The sequence below is a fragment of the Burkholderia gladioli genome (assembly GCF_000959725.1).
GTDB lineage: Bacteria > Pseudomonadota > Gammaproteobacteria > Burkholderiales > Burkholderiaceae > Burkholderia > Burkholderia gladioli.
The window spans coordinates 2,927,302-2,947,553 of sequence record NZ_CP009323.1; the positions used below are offsets into that span (position 1 = coordinate 2,927,302).

General features: G+C 69.0%; 18 protein-coding genes. 11 read left to right on the forward strand and 7 right to left on the reverse strand.

The window, feature by feature from the left end; translation table 11 throughout:
- Positions 1–9 precede the first annotated feature (9 nt).
- From phoU to phoR, 3 genes are all read left to right on the forward strand, one after another.
- On the forward strand, positions 10–714 hold the full coding sequence (gene phoU / locus BM43_RS30095) for a phosphate signaling complex protein PhoU (protein ID WP_013697372.1): 705 nt from the start codon (positions 10–12) through the stop codon (positions 712–714).
- 29 nt (positions 715–743) lie between these two features.
- Positions 744–1,445, forward strand: coding sequence for a phosphate regulon transcriptional regulator PhoB (phoB, locus tag BM43_RS30100; protein WP_025099650.1), 702 nt, complete (start codon positions 744–746; stop codon positions 1,443–1,445).
- Between the two features lie 66 nt (positions 1,446–1,511).
- The gene (gene phoR / locus BM43_RS30105) at positions 1,512–2,825 is read left to right on the forward strand and encodes a phosphate regulon sensor histidine kinase PhoR (protein WP_036052035.1); all 1,314 of its coding nucleotides are present in this window, start codon (positions 1,512–1,514) and stop codon (positions 2,823–2,825) included.
- A gap of 133 nt (positions 2,826–2,958) precedes the next feature.
- Here the strand turns inward: phoR and ppk1 are convergent, their stop codons facing one another.
- Positions 2,959–5,022 (reverse strand): polyphosphate kinase 1, encoded by a 2,064-nt coding sequence (ppk1, locus tag BM43_RS30110; RefSeq protein WP_036052033.1) that lies wholly within the window; start codon positions 5,020–5,022, stop codon positions 2,959–2,961.
- 355 nt (positions 5,023–5,377) lie between these two features.
- Here ppk1 and ppx point away from each other — a divergent pair, with 355 nt between their 5' ends.
- Positions 5,378–6,892, forward strand: a complete 1,515-nt coding sequence (gene ppx, locus BM43_RS30115) for an exopolyphosphatase (RefSeq protein WP_017918444.1) — start codon at positions 5,378–5,380, stop codon at positions 6,890–6,892.
- Between the two features lie 88 nt (positions 6,893–6,980).
- On the opposite strand, the gene BM43_RS30120 is transcribed toward ppx, so the two are convergent.
- The 3 genes from BM43_RS30120 to BM43_RS30130 form a co-directional block, all read right to left on the reverse strand.
- A complete protein-coding gene (locus tag BM43_RS30120; RefSeq protein WP_013697377.1) occupies positions 6,981–7,433 on the reverse strand; it encodes a hypothetical protein in 453 nt (150 codons plus the stop codon).
- A 234-nt stretch (positions 7,434–7,667) separates the two neighbouring features.
- A complete protein-coding gene (locus BM43_RS30125; protein ID WP_036052031.1) occupies positions 7,668–8,066 on the reverse strand; it encodes a hypothetical protein in 399 nt (132 codons plus the stop codon).
- Positions 8,067–8,131: 65 nt separating this feature from the next.
- Positions 8,132–9,904, reverse strand: coding sequence for a S10 family serine carboxypeptidase-like protein (locus tag BM43_RS30130; RefSeq protein ID WP_036052029.1), 1,773 nt, complete (start codon positions 9,902–9,904; stop codon positions 8,132–8,134).
- Positions 9,905–10,040: 136 nt separating this feature from the next.
- On the opposite strand from BM43_RS30130, the gene BM43_RS40900 reads away from it, so the two are divergent.
- Positions 10,041–10,373, forward strand: coding sequence for a hypothetical protein (locus tag BM43_RS40900; RefSeq protein WP_144417705.1), 333 nt, complete (start codon positions 10,041–10,043; stop codon positions 10,371–10,373).
- Positions 10,374–10,410: 37 nt separating this feature from the next.
- Here the strand turns inward: BM43_RS40900 and BM43_RS30135 are convergent, their stop codons facing one another.
- Positions 10,411–11,100 (reverse strand): DJ-1/PfpI family protein, encoded by a 690-nt coding sequence (locus tag BM43_RS30135; protein WP_036052027.1) that lies wholly within the window; start codon positions 11,098–11,100, stop codon positions 10,411–10,413.
- 147 nt (positions 11,101–11,247) lie between these two features.
- Between BM43_RS30135 and BM43_RS30140 the strand changes: the two genes are divergently transcribed.
- A complete protein-coding gene (locus tag BM43_RS30140) occupies positions 11,248–12,246 on the forward strand; it encodes a GlxA family transcriptional regulator (RefSeq protein ID WP_230676288.1) in 999 nt (332 codons plus the stop codon).
- 168 nt (positions 12,247–12,414) lie between these two features.
- On the opposite strand, the gene BM43_RS30145 is transcribed toward BM43_RS30140, so the two are convergent.
- A complete protein-coding gene (locus tag BM43_RS30145) occupies positions 12,415–12,738 on the reverse strand; it encodes a hypothetical protein (RefSeq protein WP_036052025.1) in 324 nt (107 codons plus the stop codon).
- Positions 12,739–12,930: 192 nt separating this feature from the next.
- Here BM43_RS30145 and BM43_RS30150 point away from each other — a divergent pair, with 192 nt between their 5' ends.
- The 3 genes from BM43_RS30150 (at position 12,931) to BM43_RS30160 (ending at position 14,774) form a co-directional block, all read left to right on the forward strand.
- Entirely contained in the window at positions 12,931–13,236 is a 306-nt protein-coding gene (locus tag BM43_RS30150) for a hypothetical protein (protein WP_042284404.1), read from the forward strand.
- 91 nt (positions 13,237–13,327) lie between these two features.
- Positions 13,328–13,699 (forward strand): hypothetical protein, encoded by a 372-nt coding sequence (locus tag BM43_RS30155; RefSeq protein ID WP_036052024.1) that lies wholly within the window; start codon positions 13,328–13,330, stop codon positions 13,697–13,699.
- Between the two features lie 88 nt (positions 13,700–13,787).
- Entirely contained in the window at positions 13,788–14,774 is a 987-nt protein-coding gene (locus BM43_RS30160) for a BON domain-containing protein (protein WP_036052023.1), read from the forward strand.
- A gap of 63 nt (positions 14,775–14,837) precedes the next feature.
- On the opposite strand, the gene BM43_RS30165 is transcribed toward BM43_RS30160, so the two are convergent.
- Entirely contained in the window at positions 14,838–15,821 is a 984-nt protein-coding gene (locus BM43_RS30165) for a sigma-54 interaction domain-containing protein (protein WP_013697385.1), read from the reverse strand.
- A 430-nt stretch (positions 15,822–16,251) separates the two neighbouring features.
- Here BM43_RS30165 and BM43_RS30170 point away from each other — a divergent pair, with 430 nt between their 5' ends.
- Entirely contained in the window at positions 16,252–17,688 is a 1,437-nt protein-coding gene (locus tag BM43_RS30170) for a sigma-54-dependent transcriptional regulator (RefSeq protein WP_013697386.1), read from the forward strand.
- A 121-nt stretch (positions 17,689–17,809) separates the two neighbouring features.
- Positions 17,810–20,149, forward strand: coding sequence for a hybrid sensor histidine kinase/response regulator (locus BM43_RS30175; protein WP_036052022.1), 2,340 nt, complete (start codon positions 17,810–17,812; stop codon positions 20,147–20,149).
- The last annotated feature ends 103 nt before the right edge of the window (positions 20,150–20,252 follow it).

Sequence of the window (20,252 nt, forward strand, 5' to 3'; positions counted from 1 at the left end):
GCGATAACAATGACCGACAAGCATCTGTCCAGCCAGTTCGACGCCGACCTCAACGCGGTGTCGTCCAAGGTCCTGGAAATGGGCGGCCTCGTCGAGGCCCAGATCACCGAGGCGATACACGCGCTCAACGAGTTCGACCGCGAAGCGGCCGAGCGCGTGATCGCCAACGAGGATCGCCTGAACCTGATGGAAGTCGAGATCGACGAGGAGTGCGGCAACATCATCGCGCGCCGCCAGCCGGCCGCGCGCGACCTGCGCCTCCTGATGTCGATCTCCAAGACCATCACCAACCTCGAGCGCGCCGGCGACGAGGCCGAGAAGATCGCCAAGCGCGTGCGGCGCCTGGCCGACGAGCCGATCGCCCGCGGCGTGAACATCGCCGAGATCAAGGTCTCGGGCGAGATGGCCGTGACCATCCTGCGCCGCGCGCTCGACGCGTTCGCGCGCCTGGACACGGTGGCCGCCGCGCAGATCGTCAAGGACGACAAGGAAATCGACCTGGAATTCCGCGCCTTCGTGCGCAAGCTGGTCTCCTACATGCAGGAAGACCCGCGCACCATCTCGGTCGGGCTCGACTTCCTGTTCATCGCCAAGGCGATCGAGCGGGTCGGCGACCATGCCAAGAACATCGCGGAATTCATCATCTACATCGTGAAGGGCACCGACGTGCGGCACCAGCCGCGCGACCTGCTCGATCGCGAAGCCAATAGTTAACCCACGTCAGAGGACGCACCGAGGTGCCGATGCCCAGCAACATTCTCGTCATCGAAGATGAGCCCGCGATCTCCGAATTGATTTCGGTGAACCTTCAGCACGCGGGACATTGTGCGATTCGCGCGTACAACGCGGAGCAGGCCCAGAACCTGATCAGCGACGTGCTGCCTGATCTGGTCCTGCTCGACTGGATGCTGCCGGGCAAGTCGGGGATCGCCTTCGCGCGCGAACTGCGCAACAACGAGCGTACCAAGCACATCCCGATCATTATGCTGACCGCGCGCGGCGACGAGCAGGACAAGGTGCTCGGCCTGGAGATCGGTGCCGACGACTACGTCACCAAGCCGTTCTCGCCCAAGGAGCTGATGGCGCGCATCAAGGCGGTGCTGCGCCGCCGCGCCCCGCAGCTGACCGAGGACGTGGTCTCGATCAACGGCCTGCGCCTGGACCCGGCCACGCACCGGGTGGCGGCCGCCGCCGAGGGCAACGAGATCAAGCTCGACCTCGGCCCGACCGAGTTCCGCCTGCTGCACTTCTTCATGACGCATCCGGAGCGCGTGCACAGCCGCACCCAGCTGCTCGACCAGGTGTGGGGCGACCATGTGTTCGTCGAGGAACGCACCGTCGACGTCCATATCAAGCGCCTGCGCGCGGCCCTCAAGCCGGCCGGCTGCGATGCTATGATCGAAACCGTGCGCGGCAGCGGCTACCGCCTCGCCAAGCACGCATGACGCGACGCGGCGCATGAAGCTGGCGCCGCGTTTCGCCTCCATCCCGTTTCCTGTCGAGCGCCAACCATGAACATCATCTGGGCGCGCTTTCTGGTGTCGCTCGTCCTGCTCGCGCTGGTCGCGACGCTGGCCGGCGCGACGATCGGCGTGCGCGCCGGCCTGGCCGTGGCCGTCGTGCTGCTGGTCGCGCAGGCATTCTTCAGCACCTTCCACACCCAGCAGCTCTGGCGCCTGCTCGATGCGCCCGTGTACGGCGAAGTGCCGAGCGCGCCGGGCATCTGGGGCGAGATCTACTACCGCCTGCACAAGCTCGCCAAGCAATGGCACGCCCAGGTGCGCCAGGTCGAGCAGCAGCATTCGCGCTTCATCCAGGCGATCCAGGCCTCGCCCAACGGCGTGGCCATGCTCGACGACCATGACCAGATCGAGTGGTGCAATGCGATCGCCGAGCTGCATTTCGGGCTCGACGCCAAGCGCGACCTGCGCCAGCACATCACCCACCTGGTCCGCCATCCCGACTTCGTGCGCTATCTGAATGCCCAGCACTACGACGAGATGCTGGTGATGCGCGGCATGGGCGAGGGGCGCCAGCACGTGATCGCGGTGCAGGTGTTCCCCTATGGCGACAACCGCAAGCTGCTGCTCACCCAGGACATCACCGAGGTCGAGCGCACCGACGCGATGCGCCGCGACTTCGTCGCCAACGTCTCGCACGAGCTGAAGACGCCGCTCACGGTGCTCTCGGGCTTCCTCGAGACGCTGCGCGAACTGCCGCTGTCGGACGAGGAGCGCGCGCGCTACCTCGACATGATGGAGCAGCAGGCCGGGCGCATGCGCAAGATCGTCACCGACCTGCTGGTGCTGGCCAAGCTCGAGGGCGAGGGCAAGCCGCCGACCGACAAGCCGGTCGACATGGACGACGTGCTCGGCCACCTGGAGGACGTCGCGCAGACGCTGTCGGCCGGCCATCACGAAATCTCCTTCGAGATCGACGACACGCTCAGCGTGACGGGCGCCGAGACCGAGATCTTCAGCGCGCTCGGCAACCTGGTGACCAATGCGGTGCGCTACACGCCCGAGGGCGGCAAGATCCGCGTCTGCTGGCGCCGCGACGGCTCGCAGGCGGTGTTCTCGGTGAAGGACAGTGGCTTCGGGATCCCGGCCGAGGACCTGCCGCGGCTCACCGAGCGTTTCTATCGCGTCGACCGCAGCCGCTCGCGCGATACCGGCGGCACCGGCCTGGGCCTGGCGATCGTCAAGCACGTGCTGCAGCGCCACGACGGCCAGTTGCTGATCCAGAGCGAGGAAGGGCGGGGCAGCACCTTCACGGCGCGCTTCCCGGCGCAGCGCACGGTGGTGCGCCGGCCGCGCGCGGCCTGAGGCGGGCCGGGCGGCAGCCGACGTCCATCCGGTTCCCGTGCCCTGTTCGCGGCGCGGCAAGCAAAACGCCACTCGCTAGCGAGTGGCGTTTTGCATTGCGCGGCGGTTGAAGCGGCCCGGGATCGGCGCGGCCTCAGCCGCCGAACTTCTCCAGCAGGCCGAGCTGCGCGCTGCGCCGGGTCTTGCCCGAGCGGCGGCGCTTGTAGTGGCCGTCGCTCTGCATCACCCAGGCCGATTGATTGTCGCCGAGGAATACCGACAGGCCCTCGGCGATCACGCGGCGCTTGAGCTTGCGATCGTGGATCGGGAAGGCCACCTCGACGCGGCGGAACAGGTTGCGATCCATCCAGTCCGCGCTCGACAGGTAGACCTGCTCGGCGCCGCCGGCATGGAAGTAGTAGATCCGGTGATGCTCCAGGAAGCGCCCGATGATCGAGCGCACCGTGATGTTCTCCGAGAGGCCCGGCACGCCCGGCTGCAGCGCGCACACGCCGCGCACGATCAGGTCGACCTTCACGCCGGCCTGCGAGGCCTCGTAGAGTTCGGCGATCACCGAGGGTTCGAGCAGCGCGTTCATCTTGGCGACGATGCGCGCGCGCTTGCCGGCGCGCGCATTGGCGATCTCGTTGCGGATCCCCTCGATCAGCTTCGGATGCAGCGTGAACGGCGACTGCCACAGCTCGTGCAGCTTGAGCTCGCCGCCGATGCCGGTGAGCTGCTGGAACACGTGGTGGACGTCCTCGCAGATCCTCGGCTCGGCCGTCATCAGCCCGAAGTCGGTATAGAGGCGCGCCGTGCGCGGATGGTAGTTGCCGGTGCCCAGGTGCACGTAGCGGCGCAGCACGGTCTTGCCGCCACGCTTCTCGCGGCGCACGATCAGCACCATCTTGGCGTGGCACTTGTGGCCCACCACGCCGTACACCACGTGCGCGCCCACCGCCTCCAGGCGCGAGGCCCAGTTGATGTTGGTTTCCTCGTCGAAGCGCGCCAGCAGCTCGACCACCACCGTCACTTCCTTGCCGTTGCGCGCGGCTTCCATCAGCGCGTCCATCAGCGGCGAATCGGTGCCGGTGCGGTAGATGGTCTGCTTGATCGCGACCACGTTGGGATCCTTGGCCGCCTCGCGCAGCAGCTCCAGCACCGGCTGGAAGCTCTCGTAGGGATGATGCAGCAGGATGTCGCCGCGATCGATCGCGTCGAACATCGAGGTGTCGTTGGCGATGGCCGCCGGCGTGGACGGCGTGTGCGGCACGAACTTCAGCTCGGGCAGGTCGACCAGGTCGGGCAGCTGCATCAACCGCACCAGGTTGACCGGGCCGTCGGCCCGATAGCAATCGCGCTCGTTGAGCTCGCTCTCGTCGAGCAGGCGGCGCACGATATGGGCCGGCGTGTCGGCCGACACTTCGAGCCGCACGGCGTTGCCGAGGTGGCGCGCCGGCAGTTCGCCCTGCAGCGCCACGCGCAGGTTGGTGATCTCGTCCTCGTCGACGAACAGCTCGCTGTTGCGCGTGATGCGGAACTGGTTGCAGCTCCTGACCACCAGCTTCGGGAACAGCTCGCCCACGAAGCGCTGCATCAGCGAGCTGAGCAGCACGAAGCCGTGACGGAAGCCCGACAGCTCCTGCGGCATGCGCACCAGGCGCGGCAGCGCGCGCGGCGCCTGCACGATGCCGAGCAGAGCCTGGCGGCCGAAGGCGTCGCGGCCTTCCAGCTCGACCACGAAGTTCAGGCTCTTGTTGAGCACGCGCGGGAACGGATGGGCCGGATCGAGCCCGATCGGCGTGAGCACCGGCAGCAGTTCGTCGAGGAAGTAGGCGCGCGCCCATTCGAGCTGCGCCTCGCTCCAGGTATCGGTGCCGTGGAAATAGATGCCTTCGGTCTCGAGCGCCGGGAAGATGGTCTCGTGCAGCATCGCGTACTGCTTGTGCACCAGGCGTTGCGCGCGGTCCACCACCAGGTCGTAGACATGCTGCAGGGACATGCCGTCGGGCGACAGCGCGCCCGGGTTGTCGCGCATCTGCTCCTGCAGCCCGGCCATCCGGACTTCGAAGAATTCGTCGAGGTTGCTGCTGGTGATGCAGATGAAGCGCAGCCGCTCGAGCAGCGGCACCTGCGGATCGGCGGCCTGCGCCAGCACGCGCTCGTTGAAGCCGAGGATGCCTAGTTCACGGTTGAGCAGCGGGTAGCGGATGGACATCGGCAGCGAGGATGGCAGATCGGGCGCGGCGGGCAGAAACGGGAGTTCGGAAATTCTCACGGTGCGATGACATCTTGATGACGTATTTGATCTTGTTCTGGAATGATACGGCCTGACGTTCCATGATTTGATGACGACTTGATGACAATCACTGGTTTGTCTACAAATAATACGTCTGCCCAGATGGAAACTCACCACCTGTTTCAATCGATACAAATCGCGGATACTGCGGTGGAGCGCGGCAGGGCGCGATGATCCGACACCGCAAGCGCGCCAGCCTTTAGAATGTCGCGTTTGTCATGCACTGGGCCGGCACGGCGGCGACTTGCCGGCCTGAGAACGGAGCTTCTACCCGATGGTTACATCCCCGCAATTGCTCGCCGCCGTCGATCTCGGCTCGAACAGCTTCCGGCTGATCGTCGGCCGCGTCGAGGAAACTCCCGCGGGCAGCCAGATCTACCCGGTCGACGCGCTGCGCGAGCCGGTCCGTCTCGCGGCCGGCCTGTCGCGCGACAAGATGCTCGATCGCGCCTCGCAGGAGCGCGGCTGGGAGGCGCTCAAGCGCTTCGGCGAACGGCTGCGCGACTTCCACCCCGATCACGTGCGCGCGGTCGCCACCAACACGCTGCGCGTGGCGAAGAACGCCGGCGAATTCCTGGTCGAGGCGGAAGCCGCGCTCGGTTTCCCGATCGAGGTGATCGCGGGCCGCGAGGAAGCGCGCCTGATCTACGCGGGCGCCGCGCATTCGGTGCCGGCCAGCGCCGGCAAGCGGCTGGTGGTCGACATCGGCGGCGGCTCGACCGAGTTCATCATCGGCCAGCACTACACGCCGATTGTGATGGAAAGCCTCTATATCGGCTGCGTGAGCCATAGCCGCCAGTTCTTCCCGGCCGGCAACGTCGACGAATACACCATGCGCCAGGCCGAGCTGGCCGCCAAGCGCGAAATCCAGATCATCTCGGGCGAGTACAAGAAGGCCGGCTGGGACCAGGCGATCGGTTCCTCGGGCACGGCCCGCGCGCTGGCCGAGCTGGTCGAGGGCAATGGCTTCAACGACGCCGGCATCTCGCACGGCATCTCGCGCGGCGGGCTGGAGCGCCTGAAGCGCGCCCTGATCAAGGCCGAGAACGTCAACCGCCTGAAGCTGGTCGCGCTCAAGCCGGACCGCATCCCGGTGCTGGCGGGCGGCCTGTCGATCATGCTGGCGGTGTTCGAGGAGCTCGGCATCGACTACGTTGACACCACCGACGGCGCACTGCGCCTGGGCGTGCTCTACGACCTGCTCGGCCGGGCCCAGCACGAGGACATGCGCGCCGTGACGGTGGAAGGCTTCATGCGCCGCTACGGCGTCGATCGCCCGCAGGCCGATCGCATCGCCTCGCTGGCCACCAGCTTCTACGACCAGCTCGAACACACCGAGGACGTGTCCCGCGAGGAAGATCGCACCTTCGTCGGCTGGGCGGCCGCGCTGCACGAGATCGGCCTGTCGATCTCGCACAGTGCCTATCACAAGCATTCCGCCTATATCGCCAGCAATGCCGACATGCCCGGCTTCTCGCGTACCGATCAGGCTCGCCTGGCGGCGCTGGTGCTCGGTCACGCGGGCAAGCTCGGCAAGCTCTCGCAGTCGCGCGACGTCGAGTGGCCGCTGCTGTTCTGCCTGCGCCTGGCCGCGCTGCTGTGCCGTCGGCGAACCGATGCGGGCCTGCCGGAGATCTCGGTATCGGATGTCAAGAAGGGCGGCTACGAGGTCCGGCTGCCGAGCAGCTGGGTCGAGCAGAATCCGCTCACCGACTACAGCCTGAGCCAGGAAGCGGCGGAATGGGAGAAGGTCGGGATTCCGTATCGCGTGGTCTATACCGAGGCCTGACGCGCCTCGCCTCGGCCGGCCCGTTCCGGGACCGCCCGTGCCTCGACGGCCGCACCCAGGTGCGGCCGTTGTCGTTTCCGGGCGATCCTTACGGGGTGCAGACGATCGCGGTCAGGAACGGGAAGGCTGCCTTCACGGTGGCCTGGCTGCCGGCGGCGCGCACCTTGGCCTCGACGGCGCTCTTCGAGCCGCGCACCACCACGCCGTAGCCCCATTCGTCGATCGGCTTGCCGTCGCCGTGCTGGAACAGCGGATCGTCCTGCTGGTAGCCGAGCACCACGTAGACCGAGAAGCCGTAGGCGCTGAGCGGGTGCTCGGTATGGAAGGCATTCATCGAGTTCGACTCGACATGCATCGGCTTGGTCTGGATGTCGCCGGCCTCGGCCAGCGGCGCGATGAAGCGATGGCCGTTCGACGAGCAGTCGAGCGCGGCGTCGAGCGCCTTGGGCTCGGCTGCGAGGGCGGCAGCCGAAGCGGCCAGGCTGATGGCGCCCAGCAGGGCGCAGGCGAGGCCGGCGGCCCCGAGACGGCGTGTTTTCATAGGCGGAAGATCGGTGATGTTGTTGTACTGGTCAACGAGGAAGCCGGCTGCCGAGGCGGCCGGCCCGCGATGCCCGGTGGCTTGAACAGGCCCTGGCCTGATCGTCCGGTATGTGACCGATCATAACGAAAACGCGGCGGCGGCGCAGCCTGGTCGCCTCCACCCCGCCCATGGCGCGGGCGGGGCGGGTGGGCGAGGGCGTGCCGTGCCGCCGCGTGCTGCCGCTGCGGCCGCTTACTGCTGTTGCTGCAGGTACTGCCTGACCTGCTGCATGCTCACGCGGCCGCTGTGCGCGGTATCGATCTGCTCGAAGTTGCGCGCGATGAAGGGCAGGCCGTCGGCCTGGGCCTGGGCCTTGGTGATCGACTGGCCGTTGGCCAGCGCGCTGTTGGTGGCCAGGCTCGAGGCCAGCCGCGACTGGGCCTGCTGGGCCAGGTCGCTGCCGGTGGTGGCCGCCGCAGGCGCGGCGATCGGGCGGCGCGGCAGGAACGGGCCGTCCACGCCGCCCTTGAGCGGCACCGGGGTGGAGACGGCCTGTTGCGCGGCCGCCATGGCCTGGGTGGCCGGCAGCACCGGCAGCGCGAGCAGCAGGGCGAGCGCGAGCAGGCGCGCGATCGGACGGGATTGGATCATGGCTTGTCTCATCGATGAGGTTGGCGAACGCGGGCCGCCCGACGGGCGGCGCCGCGCCTGTCGGTTCAGCGGGCCGCGACCGCGGTCTTCAGCGTCGGCGTGCCGGCCGGGCTTTCGTCGGGCCAGGGCGCCGGCAACTGCGCCAGCGACAGCGCGTTCGAGATCGGCTGGTTGGCGAAGAACGAGACCAGGTCCGACCTGAGCTGCGGCCGCGCGACATTGTCGAGATAGATCATGTGGCCGCCCTGGTAGAAGGTCATCTGCAGGTTCGGGTTCAGGCCCGGCACCGTCTGCAGCCGCGCGAGCTGGTTCTCGGTCAGGAAGAACGGCGTGGCCAGGTCGTGATAGCCGTTGGCCGACAGCACCTTCAGCTGCGGGTTGAGCTGCAGCGCCGCGAGCAGGTCCGGGATCGTGTCCGGCACCGCCTGGCCCGCGTGGCTGAAGTCCCAGGCGCCGATGATGTCGTTGTTGAGGGTGGCATAGGTCGCGTTCGGCGCCTCGAAGCCGAGCTCGTTCGGCAACTGCGTGGCCAGCGCATTGGTGAAGGGCTGGGTGATCAGGATGTCGGAGGGATCCGAATCCTGCTGCAGGCGCGGGTCGCTGCTCGGCAGGATCACGCGGCCGTCATAACGGCCGATGGTCGAGCCCGGTACCAGGTTGGTGCCGTAGTAGTCGTTGCCGAAGTAGGCGTTCAGCGAGGCGACCGACATGTTGGTCTGGGTCGACCACTGCGACAAGGTGTTGTTGTCGGGGAAGGTCGGGTTCGGCACCAGCGGGCTGCCGGCGAAGAAGAAGGTCGGCGCGTAGGTGGCCAGCTGCGAATACTGCGCGGTCACGAAGTTCTGGATCTGCAGCGCGAACTGGCCGTTGCTGGTCGGCGCCGGCGAGACCTGGTTGAAGTACGCCGCCACCTGGGCATAACCGAGGAAGTAGCCGATCATGCCGTCGGTCGTGTACTTCAGCTCCAGCGCGTTGTTGGCCGCGTTGCCGTTGGTGATCGCGTAGGTTTCGCCCGGATCCGCGAAGTAGTTGAGGATCGAGGATTGCAGCACGATGCCGGTCAGGTTCACGCCGGCCGATTCGACCGACAGCGCGAGCATGTCGGTGCGCGGCGTGCCGTAGGACTCGCCGTACAGGTAGAGCGGCGAGCTCGCGCGATTGTTCACCGCGATGTAGCGGCGGATGAAGTCGCGCATCACGCGCACGTCCGGGTCCGCGCCCCAGAAGGTCTGGTTGGTGTTCGGCGCGATCGCTTCCGAGAAACCGGTGCCGGGCGGGTCGATGAACACCATGTCGGTGGTGCCGATCAGGCTCTCGTCGTTGCTCACCAGCGGGAAGTTCGGCCAGTTCGTCATCAGCGGATCGGGCGTGGCCACGCGGGTCGGCGCGAACGAGCCGAGCCGCAGCCAGACCGAGGAGGAGCCGGGGCCGCCGTTGTAGAAGAAGGTGACCGGGCGCGGCTTGCCGTCCTGGCTCGGCGCCGTGTAGGCGACGTAGGACATGCTCGCCTCGGCCTTGCCGCTCGGATCGATCGCGGTGAGGTGGCCGGTGGTGGAGGTGTAGCTGACGGTCTTGCCGCCGCCCGTCCACTGGCGATGCATGACGGCCGCCGATTCGTTGACCTGCGAGGCCTGCAGGTTCGCGCCGGCGCTGGTGGAGTACGCGGTGTTGTCGGTGAAGGGATGGTTCGCCGAGGCGTCGACCGAGGCGATGCTGCTGCTGGTGCCGTCGCCGCCGCACGCGCTCAGCGCGAGCGCCGACATCGACAGGACGATCCCTCCGATTTGCCGAATCGCACGCTGCGATCCGCGCCCCAGACCCTGGTTTCTCTCTTTCATTCTTGTTTCCTTTTCCTTTCGATTTATTTAAATCAATCAGGATGGTGATGCAATCGCGGCTTTATGGGCTTGAATTGCGCCAGATTCATTGTTTTTATGGTTTATCGACTCGCGTGGGTCGGCAAGCAGCGTAAGAATGAAAAATATTTGCGTCAATCGAAATTCGAAAAATTTCGTGTGGAGTTTTGTAACGGGGCTTTTGTTGCGATGCGGCGCGATGGGTGGCGCCATCGGCAGGCAGGGCGGCCTTGGACGGCAGATGGGGAAGGTACCGGTTTCCGACATCGGAAAAGGCAGGCGCGCGATTGACGGATTCGTTGCGCGGTGGGTGGCTCGAATGAACTATTCGGGTAATCGCGGAAAATGGATTGGCTTATTAAAAACTTCTCGAATCTTTACCAATTGCTTTCATGTGAAATCCAGCCGGTGGCTTAATGTTTTATTCGGCCTCGATGCAGTCGAGCGATAACGCGCGCGCCCCTCGGGGGCGGGCGCGCGCCGGAATCTCAACGCCCGGTGCCGAGCCGCTCGGCGGCACGCTTCACCAGGGCCTCGCGGGTCGCGTAGATCGGCGCGTAGCGCTCGTGCACGGTCGCGACCACCTCGGCCGGCGCCGTCTCGGGGCTGCCGGCGTCGAACGGCGGCGCGGGCGCGTATTCGATCGACAACTGGGTGGCCTGCGCGACGGCGTCGCCATGCAGCTCGCGCGCGATGGTCAATGCGAAATCGATGCCGGCGGTGATGCCGCCGCCGGTCACGAGGCTGCCGTCGCGAACCACGCGCTCGCGCACCGGCGTGGCCCCGAAGGCTTCCAGCAACGGCAGGAAGGCCCAGTGCGTGGTGGCGCGCCGGCCTTGCAGCAGGCCGGCCGCGCCGAGCACCAGCGAGCCGGTGCAGACCGAGCTCAGGTAGCGCGCGGTGCCGGCGGCCCGGCGCAGGAAGGACAGGGTCGCATCGTCGAGCAGCAGCTCGCCGATGCCGCGCCCGCCCGGCACGCACAGCACGTCCACCGGCGGGCAATCCTCGAAGCGCGTATCGGGGCTCAGCGTCAGGCCATGCGCGGCCTGCACCGGCGCGCCGTCACGGGAGACCAGGTGGACCGTCGTGTCGGGCAGGGCGGCGAACACGTCGTAGGGGCCGACCAGGTCGAGCGCCTGGACGCCGGGAAACATCAGCAATGCGATTCGATGGGACATGGCGAACTCCGCGGTGGAAATCCAAGAGGAAGATTTCGTGCCATGGTAGCCAGCGCATCGGGACGGGACAATTCGCTTGCCTGACAGGATCGACAAATTTCCTGCCATCATGCGAGGCATCCCGCCGATCCCGTTCCTGGAGCCCGCATGTGCGCCGCCCTCGCCACCGTTTCCCGTTCCGCCCGGCCGCCCCGGCGTGCCTGGTTCGTGCTGCCGCCGCGCGTGCACATGCTCGACCTCGGCGGCCCGCTGCAATTGATCGCCTCGCTGGCGCCGCTGCGCATCGCGGCGGTCGAGACCTGCTGCATCGGCGCGGGCGCGGCCCTGGACAGCCACCAGGGCCTGCGGCTCGCGAATCTCGCGCCCCTGCCCGAGCGCGTGCCGGCCGGCGACTGGGTGATCGTGATCGGCTCGAAGCACGACTTCCGCGCGCCGCCGTCGGCCGAGTATGCGCAACTGGTGAGCTGGCTGCGGCGCGTGGTGGCGCCGCAGCGCGAGCGCATCGTGCTGGCCGGCGTCTGCACCGGCGCCTTCCTGCTCGGCGCGGCCGGGCTGCTGGACGGCCAGGCCTGCACCACCCATCACGCGCACCTGACGCGCCTGCAGCAGCGCCATCCCGCGGCGCGCGTGCTGGCGAACCGGCTGCTGGTCGACGAGGGGGCGCTGCTGACCTCGGCGGGCGTGGCGGCCGGCATCGATCTCGCGCTGCACCTGATCGCGAGGCAGTTCGGCGCGGCCGCCGCGATCGAGGTGGCGCGCGAGAACGTGGTGCCGTTCCGGCGCATGAGCGGCGACGCCGCGCTCGACGCGCAACTGCGCTATCGCGACCACGATCACGAGTTGATCCACGCGGTGCAGGATTTCCTGGTGGCCGAGCCGGCCTGCACGCTGTCCTATACCGAGCTGGCCGGGCGTTTCGCGCTCAGCTATCGACATCTCGCACGGCGCTTTCGCGATGCCTGCGGGATCACGCTGAAGGCCTATCACCAGCAGTTGCGGATCGCGCGGGCGAGGCAACTGCTGCGCGACAGCGACGCGCCGGTCGAGCGGATCGCCGAGCAATGCGGCTTCGCGAGCGTGCAGGCGTTCCGCTCGGCCTGGCGGCAGATCGAGACGCTGTCGCCGAGCGCCTGGCGCGCGGCCTGAGGCGCGCGTGAGGCGCCGCCGCTGCAATGCGCGGCACGCGTGCCCGCCTCGCGCCGGCCGACGCGCTGGTCGAGCGCCAAACGAGCCGCTGCGCGCCCACCCCGAGCCGGCGGTTATGGGGCAGGGAGGAGCGGGGTAGCACGAGCGGGGCAGGCACGAGCGCGCGGCTCAGTGGCTGCGCAGCAGCCGCTGCAGATAGTGCTCGCAGCGCGCGCGCAGCGCCGCCATCTGCGGCGAGTGCTCGTCGGCCAGCAGGCCGTCGACGAGGCCCGGGTGCTGGCCCGAGGTCGCGACCTCGTAGATCTCGCCAGCCAGGCCGCGCGCGGCCATCGCGATTCGAATCCGATCGAGCCAGTCGCATTCGACGCGATGGCCGCTCAGCCAGCCATGCGTCGCGTTAACGACGCGATCGGGCGGCATCCAGCGCCCGGTCTGAATGCGCGCGACCAACTGGCTCGTCACCAGGTAACGAAGCAGGTCGACTTGGGTCACAGAGCGTTCCTCCATGCTTGAACGGCGGCGTCGCGCCCGATGCGCCGCGCCGGAGCCGCGTCGGCACGAATGGCCGGGGATGCGGCGGCGTTTCCCGTGTTTCCCCGATTCAGCAAGCCCCGTGCCACTCGGGCGAGCAACGGCGGCACGCGGCTTGCTGCGCTTCAGGGTCCATCCAACACCGGAGGTCCTATGCAACACGATCCGACACGACCAGTGTGGCGCGCGCTCGCGATGGGCGCGCTGTGCGCGGCGCTGCTTGCCGCCGCCGGCTGTTCGAAGCAGAGCGACAGCGGCGGCGGCGCGGGTACCGCGCCCTCGGCATCGAGTTCGGCGAGCGACAGCGGCGCGCAACCGGGCGCCGCGACCGGCGTGACGCCGGCGCCGATGTCGCCGGGTGCCGCTTCCGACGCGACTGGCGCGACTGGCGCCTCGGGTGCCGGCGATTCGGCCGGTGCCTCCGGTGCCATGGGCGCTTCCGGCGCCTCGGGTGGCTGAACACGCACCCCTGAGCGCGATCCGCGCGAACCCTGAACGCCAACCCTCCCGCCGGCCGCTCGCCGGGCCGGCGGTTCAACCAGGAGGCCGAATGAACAGCACCCTGAACCCCGATAACGAGCCGCTCGACCCGGACGACGGCCGGCCCGTCGCCGACACGCTCGGCCCGAGCGATTCGTCCGATAGCGGCAGCGACACGCGCGGCGCGAAGCGTCGCCCATTCGACATCGACAGCGAACTCGACGCGCATGCGCTCGAGCGCGGCGAGGCGGCCGGCGCGGCCGGTACCGATCGCGCCGGCACCGGCGAGCGTGCCTCGGCCGATGGCGATGCGGGCCTGGTCGACAACGAGGACATCGAGCCCGATCGCACCGATCGGTTGGTGGGCGACGACGAGGACGAGGACGCCCGGGCGCCCGACCCGACCCTGCCGGCCGGCGGGGCGGGATCCCGTCGCCGTTGATCCGGGAAATCTTTCAATACGATTGAAGTAAACGACGAATCCGGCCGCGCCTGGATCCGGCCGGCCCTTACCGATCGAGGAGGAAGCGATGCAAGGACGCCATCCGAATCGCTCGCGACACGCCCGCGAGCCTGCGAACTGGCAGGAGCGCAACGAACGCGCGTACTGGGGCAGCGACGAACGTGACCTGCCGCACTACGACGACCTGCTGCTGCCCGACGACGAACGCGATATCGACTTTCACGACGCCCGCGACCAGTCGCCCGGCGATCGGTTCGACGAGCGACGCTGGCGCGCCGGGCCGCGCGAAGCGGCCGGCCGCGATCGTGACATTCCCCGGCCACGCGAACGCGACGGCTCCGACGAGGCGTATCGAGAGGCCTACCGCGAGGCATACCGGCAGCCCGTCCGCCCGGACCCGAGAGCCAGGGCGGGGGACGAGCCGGGGCGTCGCGGCGAGCCCTCGCGGGTACACGGCGAATCGCGGCGCCCGGGCGCCGATGCTCGCGGGTCGGGCAACGCGGGCCGGGGCGACGACTACCGCGACCGGCCCGGCGGCGACCGGCTCGACGAATCGGGCGGCGGCCACGGCGCACCGTCCCATGCGCGCTACGACCCGCGCTTCGCGCCACCCGCGCGCGGCGGCCAGCGCGCCGCGCCGCGCATTCGTGGGCCGAAGGGCTACACGCGCTCCGACGAGCGGATTCGCGAGGATGTCTGCGAGCGCTTGGCCTATGCCTTCGACCTCGACGTCAGCGAGGTCAGCGTGGCGGTGCGGGAGGCTTGCGTGCGGCTCGAGGGCAGCGTGCCCGAGCGCTGGATGAAGCACGAGATCGAGGACCTGGCCGCCAGTTGCGTGTGGGTGCGCGACGTCGACAACCTGGTGCGGGTGCCGCGCGATGCCTCGCGCGACGAACTGCCGAGGCCGCTGCCGCGCGCCGACGCGCTCTCGCATCCGGCCGCGCATCCTGGTTCGCCCGACCCGGCAGCGCATCCTTCCGGCGCGATCGGCCCGGCGGGGCCGGCCGGACCTGGGGCAACGACAGGCGCCGGGCCCGATGGCCATCGCCACTGAATCGCCTTCGCCGTGACGACGCACGCGCGGCGAGGGTGGCGCGGCAGCACCCGGCGCCCGCCCTCAGCGCCGCGCGCTGTCGTCGAGCTCGTTCTGCAGGCCGTGGTCGCGCATCAGCGCGAGCCGGTTGTAGAGCGTCTTCAGGCTGATGCCGAGCGCCTTCGCGGTGCGCGGCTTGTCGCCCTCGAAGTGGCGCAGCGAGGCGACGATGAAGCGCTGCTGCGCGTGCGCGAGCGTCGCGCCCAGCGGCAGCGACATCACGTTGTCGCGCACGTCGGCGCGCGGCGGCAACTGGCGCGGCAGGTCGAGGTCGATGTCGTGGTCGGCCAGGATGAAGGCGCGCTCGATGGTGTTGCGCAGCTCGCGCACGTTGCCGGGCCAGGGATAGGCGCGCAGCGTCTTCAGCGCCTGCGCCGAAAGCTGCTTGTCGCTGCCGTGCTGGGCGTTGAGCGCGGCCACCAGGTCGCGCGCGATCTCCTCGACGTCGCCGTCGCGGTGGCGCAGCGCCGGTACGTGCAGCGCGAAGGCGGCGAGCCGGTAGAACAGGTCCTCGCGCAGCCGCCCGTCGCGGATCGCGTCGACCGGATTGTGGTGGGTGGCGGCGACGATCCGCACGTCGAGCGCGATGGTCTCGGTGCCGCCGACCCGCATGATGGTGTTCGACTCGAGCGCGCGCAGCAGCTTGACCTGCATCTCGCGCGGCATCTCGGCGATCTCGTCGAGGAAGATGGTGCCGCCGCGCGCGGCTTCGAAGAAGCCGGTGTGCTGGGCGGCCGCGCCGGTGAAGCTGCCCTTCTCATGGCCGAACAGCTGGGATTCGGCGATGTCGGCGGGAATCGCGCCGCAATTGACGGCCACGAACGGGCCGCCCGCGCGCGTGCTGGAATCGTGCACGAGCCGCGCGGTGATGTCCTTGCCGGCCCCGCTCTCGCCGACGATCAGGACGCTGGCGCGGGTCGCGGCCACTTTCTCGATCTTCGAGAGCAGTGCCTGGATACGCGGCGAGGAACCGACCAACCGCCGGCCGTCGCTGGATGTTTTCGACATGAATGATGGATCTCGGGTGAAACAGCGTGCCTTCGTACTCTCTACACGGTCGCCGCGCAGCGTGTAATTTTTATAAGCGCAAGCGTAGCCGAATCCACCGCCGCTGCATGAATTGAAAATTCCAATTTGCCTACGGGGTACGGATAGAAAAAACCGATAATGCCGGGCGGCGCAGGCGACTCCTCTATACTCCCCGAATGCTTGGCCGGTGCGACTACTCGTGACGCCGCTCCGGCTGCCGCGGTTCAGGGCATCCTTACCGGGCGCGAGCCTCGTCGGTCAGCATTGCCGATTCCTACCCGCGATCCACGCAATGTTGCCGCGTGCGATCGCCTCACGGTCTCGACCGCGGCCGCGCCGCGATCGGCCGATCCGCACGTTGCCATGCAGGGGCCCCGCCTCCGGGCACGTGCCTTGCGACGGAGCATCAATGCCCTACATTCTTGTCGTCGAAGACGACGCCGACACCCGTGACATGCTGGCCGCGCTGGCGCACACGCAGCAACTGAGCTGCGATACCGCCGCGACCCTGGCCCAGGCGCGCACGCTGATCGCTGCCCACACGCCCGATCTGGTGCTCTGCGACCTGGTGCTGCCCGACGGCAACGGCATGGACCTGTTCGACGAATTGCCCAAGGGCGTGCACTGCGAGATGGTGCTGACCACCGGCCACGCGAGTCTGGAAACCGCGATCGACGCCCTGCGGCGCGGCGCGACCGACTACCTGGTCAAGCCGCTCAACATGCAGCGCCTGAACAGCATCTTCGCGCGCGTGCCGCGCACCAGCGTGCTGCACGAGGAGATCGCCTCGCTGCGCAGCGAGCTCAAGCGGCTGGGCCGCTTCGGCCGCATGCTGGGCAGCTCGCCGCCGATGCAGACCATGTACGACGCGATCAGCCGGGTGGCTGGCACCGAGGCCTCGGTGCTGCTGATGGGCGAGTCGGGCACCGGCAAGGAGCTGGCCGCGCAGACCATCCATGACCTGAGCCTGCGCCGCAAGGGCCCGTTCCTGGCCATCAACTGCGGGGCGATCGCCGCGAACCTGGTGGAGAGCGAGATGTTCGGCCACGACCGCGGCAGCTTCACGGGCGCGGACCGCCAGCACAAGGGTTTCTTCGAGCGCGCCGACGGCGGCACGCTGTTCCTCGACGAAATCACCGAGATGCCGGTCGAATCGCAGGTCAAGCTGCTGCGCGTGCTCGAGACCGGGCGCCTGACGCGGCTCGGCTCGGCGCGCGAGATCGACGTGGACGTGCGCATCGTGGCGGCCACCAACCTCGATCCCGAGGCGGCCATGGCCAACGGCAAGCTGCGCCCCGATCTCTACCACCGCATCAACGTGTTCCCGATCACGCTGCCGCCGCTGCGCGAGCGCGGCGACGACATCCCGATGCTGGCCGCCGCCTTCCTCACCCGTCTCAACGAGGAGAGCGGGCGCGACATGCGCTTCGCGCCTGCCGCGCTCGCTGCGCTGGCCGGCTACGAATGGCCGGGCAACGTGCGCGAGCTGCGCAACTTCGTGCAGCGCGCCAGCATCTTCAACGACGGCGAGCTGATCGACACGCTGCCGCCGCCGATCATGGCGGAAGTCTCGGGCGAGGCGGTGGCGGCCGACGACACGGTGTCGGTGCCGTTCGGCACCACGCTGGAGGAGGTCGACCGGCGCGTGATCCTCGGCACCCTGGCGCAATGCGGCGGGGTCAAGACGCACGCGGCCGAGGTGCTCGACATCAGCCTCAAGACGATCTACAACCGCCTCGCGCAGATCGAGGGCGGCGAGAAAGCCGACAAGGTCGACAAGAGCGACAAGGCGGCCGACAGATCGGCCGACCAGCTCGCGGACAAGACGGACAAGACGGCATCGTGAGGCGCGGCGCGGGCCTCGTACCCGCGCCCGACGATGCCATGTCAGGGGAGGGCGGGCCGCTGCGGCGGCCGGCGTGCAGCGCCCGGTCGGCAGGCAGCCGGCCAGGGCGGGAGTCGATCGGATGACCCAACTCGAATCAGGCTGGATGCGTAACGGCGTGATCATCGCCGCGCTGGTGGCGATGCCGACCGTGCTGCAGTCGTTGCTGGTCCATTACGGCGGCGCGAACATGCCGCTCCTGCTCTACTACCCGTTCATCGCGGGGGTGGCCTGGACCGCGTCGTTCGGCGCGGGGCTGGTCGCCACCCTGCTCAGCGCGCTGCTGATCTGGCTGCTGTTCCTCGGCGATCCGCTCGCCTATGCGCTGTCGCCGGCCATGCAGGCGATGCAGGTCGGCCTGTTCCTGCTGGTGGCGGGCGTGGTCTGCGCGGTGGTGGCGGCGTTCCGCCATGCGCGCCTGACCAACGAGACGCTGCGCCGGCGCGAGGCCGCCGCGCGCCAGCACTACGAGATCACCCTGGCCTCGCTGACGCAGGGCGTGATGGTGATCGACCCGCTCGGCCGGCTTACCTATCTCAACCCGGTGGCGGTCGCGCTGACCGGGCACCAGAGCGCGAGCGCGCACGGCAAGCCCTTTCACGAGATCTTCCACGGCTACGACAGCCATGGCGCCAGTTCCCGCGTGGCGGCGCTCGAGCGCGTGCTGGCCGGCGCGGAGGACGGCGCGGGCACCAGCGAGCTGCACTGGCTGCAGCCGGCGGGGCAGGCCGCGCGCGTGCCTGTCGCGGTGGTGGTCTCGCCGCTGCGCGATCCGGACGGCGCGCGCGGCGGCGCGGTGGCGGTGCTGCGCGACGTCAGCGCCGAGCACGAGCGGGCGCTGGCCAACGGCATGCTGCGCCGCCTGGTGGACGCCTCGCCCGATGCGATCATCGGAGTCGGCGCGGATCGCCGCATCACCAGCTGGAACCCGGCCGCGCAACGCATGTTCGGTTATCCCGAGGCCGACGCGCTCGGCCACGATATCGACATGCTGGTCGCGCCGCGCTGGCTGGGCCGGCACCCGATCGCCACCGAGGTGGGCGAGGTGCGCGAGGCGATCGGCGGCCTCGACGTGCTTTGCCTGGGGGGGGACGGCAAGCGGTTTCGCGTGACGCTGGCCGCCTCGCCCGTGTTCGACGAACAGCAGCGCTGCGTGGCCTTGTCGCTGACGCTGCGCGATACGCGCGCCCAGCGCCGCCGCGAGCGGCGCAACCATCACCGGCTGCGCGGCGCGCGCGATGCGCGTCGCCAGGCCGACACCTCGAACCGCCTCAAGGACGAACTGCTGGCGATCGTCTCGCACGAGCTGCGCACGCCGTTGAACGTGATCTACGGCTGGGTCGAGGTGATGCGCAATCCGATCGACGGCGCGCTGCAGCGACAGGCGATCGACGCGATCGACCGCAGCGCCCGTTCGCTGTCGCGCATGGTGGCCGATATCCTCGACGCCTCCTCGCTGGCCACCGGCAAGCTGCGGCTCGATCCGATGCCGGTCGACCTGGTGCGCGTGGTCGGCGACGTGGCCGGCTCGTTCGGCACCACCGCCGGCCACGACGGCATCACGCTGGAGACCCACTGCGCGTTGGAGGCCTGCGTGGTCTCGGGCGACGCCGAGCGTCTCAAGCAGATGCTCTCCAACCTGCTGTCCAACGCCTTCAAGTTCACGCCGCGCGGAGGCCGCGTGACGATCGGCTTGACTCGCGACGAGGCGCGCGTACTGCTGACGGTGACCGACACCGGGCAGGGCGTGGTCGCGGATTTCCTGCCGCATGTGTTCGAGGCGTTCCGCCGCGCGGAGAACTCGCCCGCCTCGCCCAAGCGCGGGCTCGGGCTCGGGCTGTCGATCGTGCGCCACATCGCCGAGCTGCACGGCGGCGCGGTGCGCGTCGCCAGCGCCGGGCGCGATCTCGGCACCACCTTCGAGGTCGCGCTGCCGGCCGGCTGGCAGCCCTCGGGCGCGATCGCCTGGAGCGGCCGGCGCGACGACGACGCGCTATCGCGCGAGCGCATCAACCTGGACGGCCAGCGCGTGATGCTGGTCGACGACGACGAGACCTCGCGCACCAGCCTGGCGGCGGCGCTGGCCACGCTCGGCGCGGCGGTGGTGGTGGCTTCCTCGGGGCGCGACGCGCTGGCCAAGATCGACGGCGCGCGGCCGACCGTGGTGTTGTCCGACCTGGCGATGCCCGACGGCGACGGCTTCTGGCTGCTCGATGCGCTGCGCGGCGGCGCGCGCACCGCCATCAACGCGCCGATGCTGGCGGTGACCGCGCATGCCGGGCAGGCCGACGAGCGCCGCGTGCTGGCGGCCGGCTTCAACGGCTATCTGTGCAAGCCGGTCGACATCCAGGTCCTGGCGCGCGAGATCCTGCGCGCCACCCAGGCGCCGGAGCGATCGCTGACCTCGCCTTCGCGCGACTGAGCGCGGCGCGCCGGCGCCGGCGCGCCTCTCTCCGTTCACCCCGTCTGCCGCCTCTTTGCTTCGCACTGCGATTGATATGGGGGCGCCGCGTCGATTTATCGAG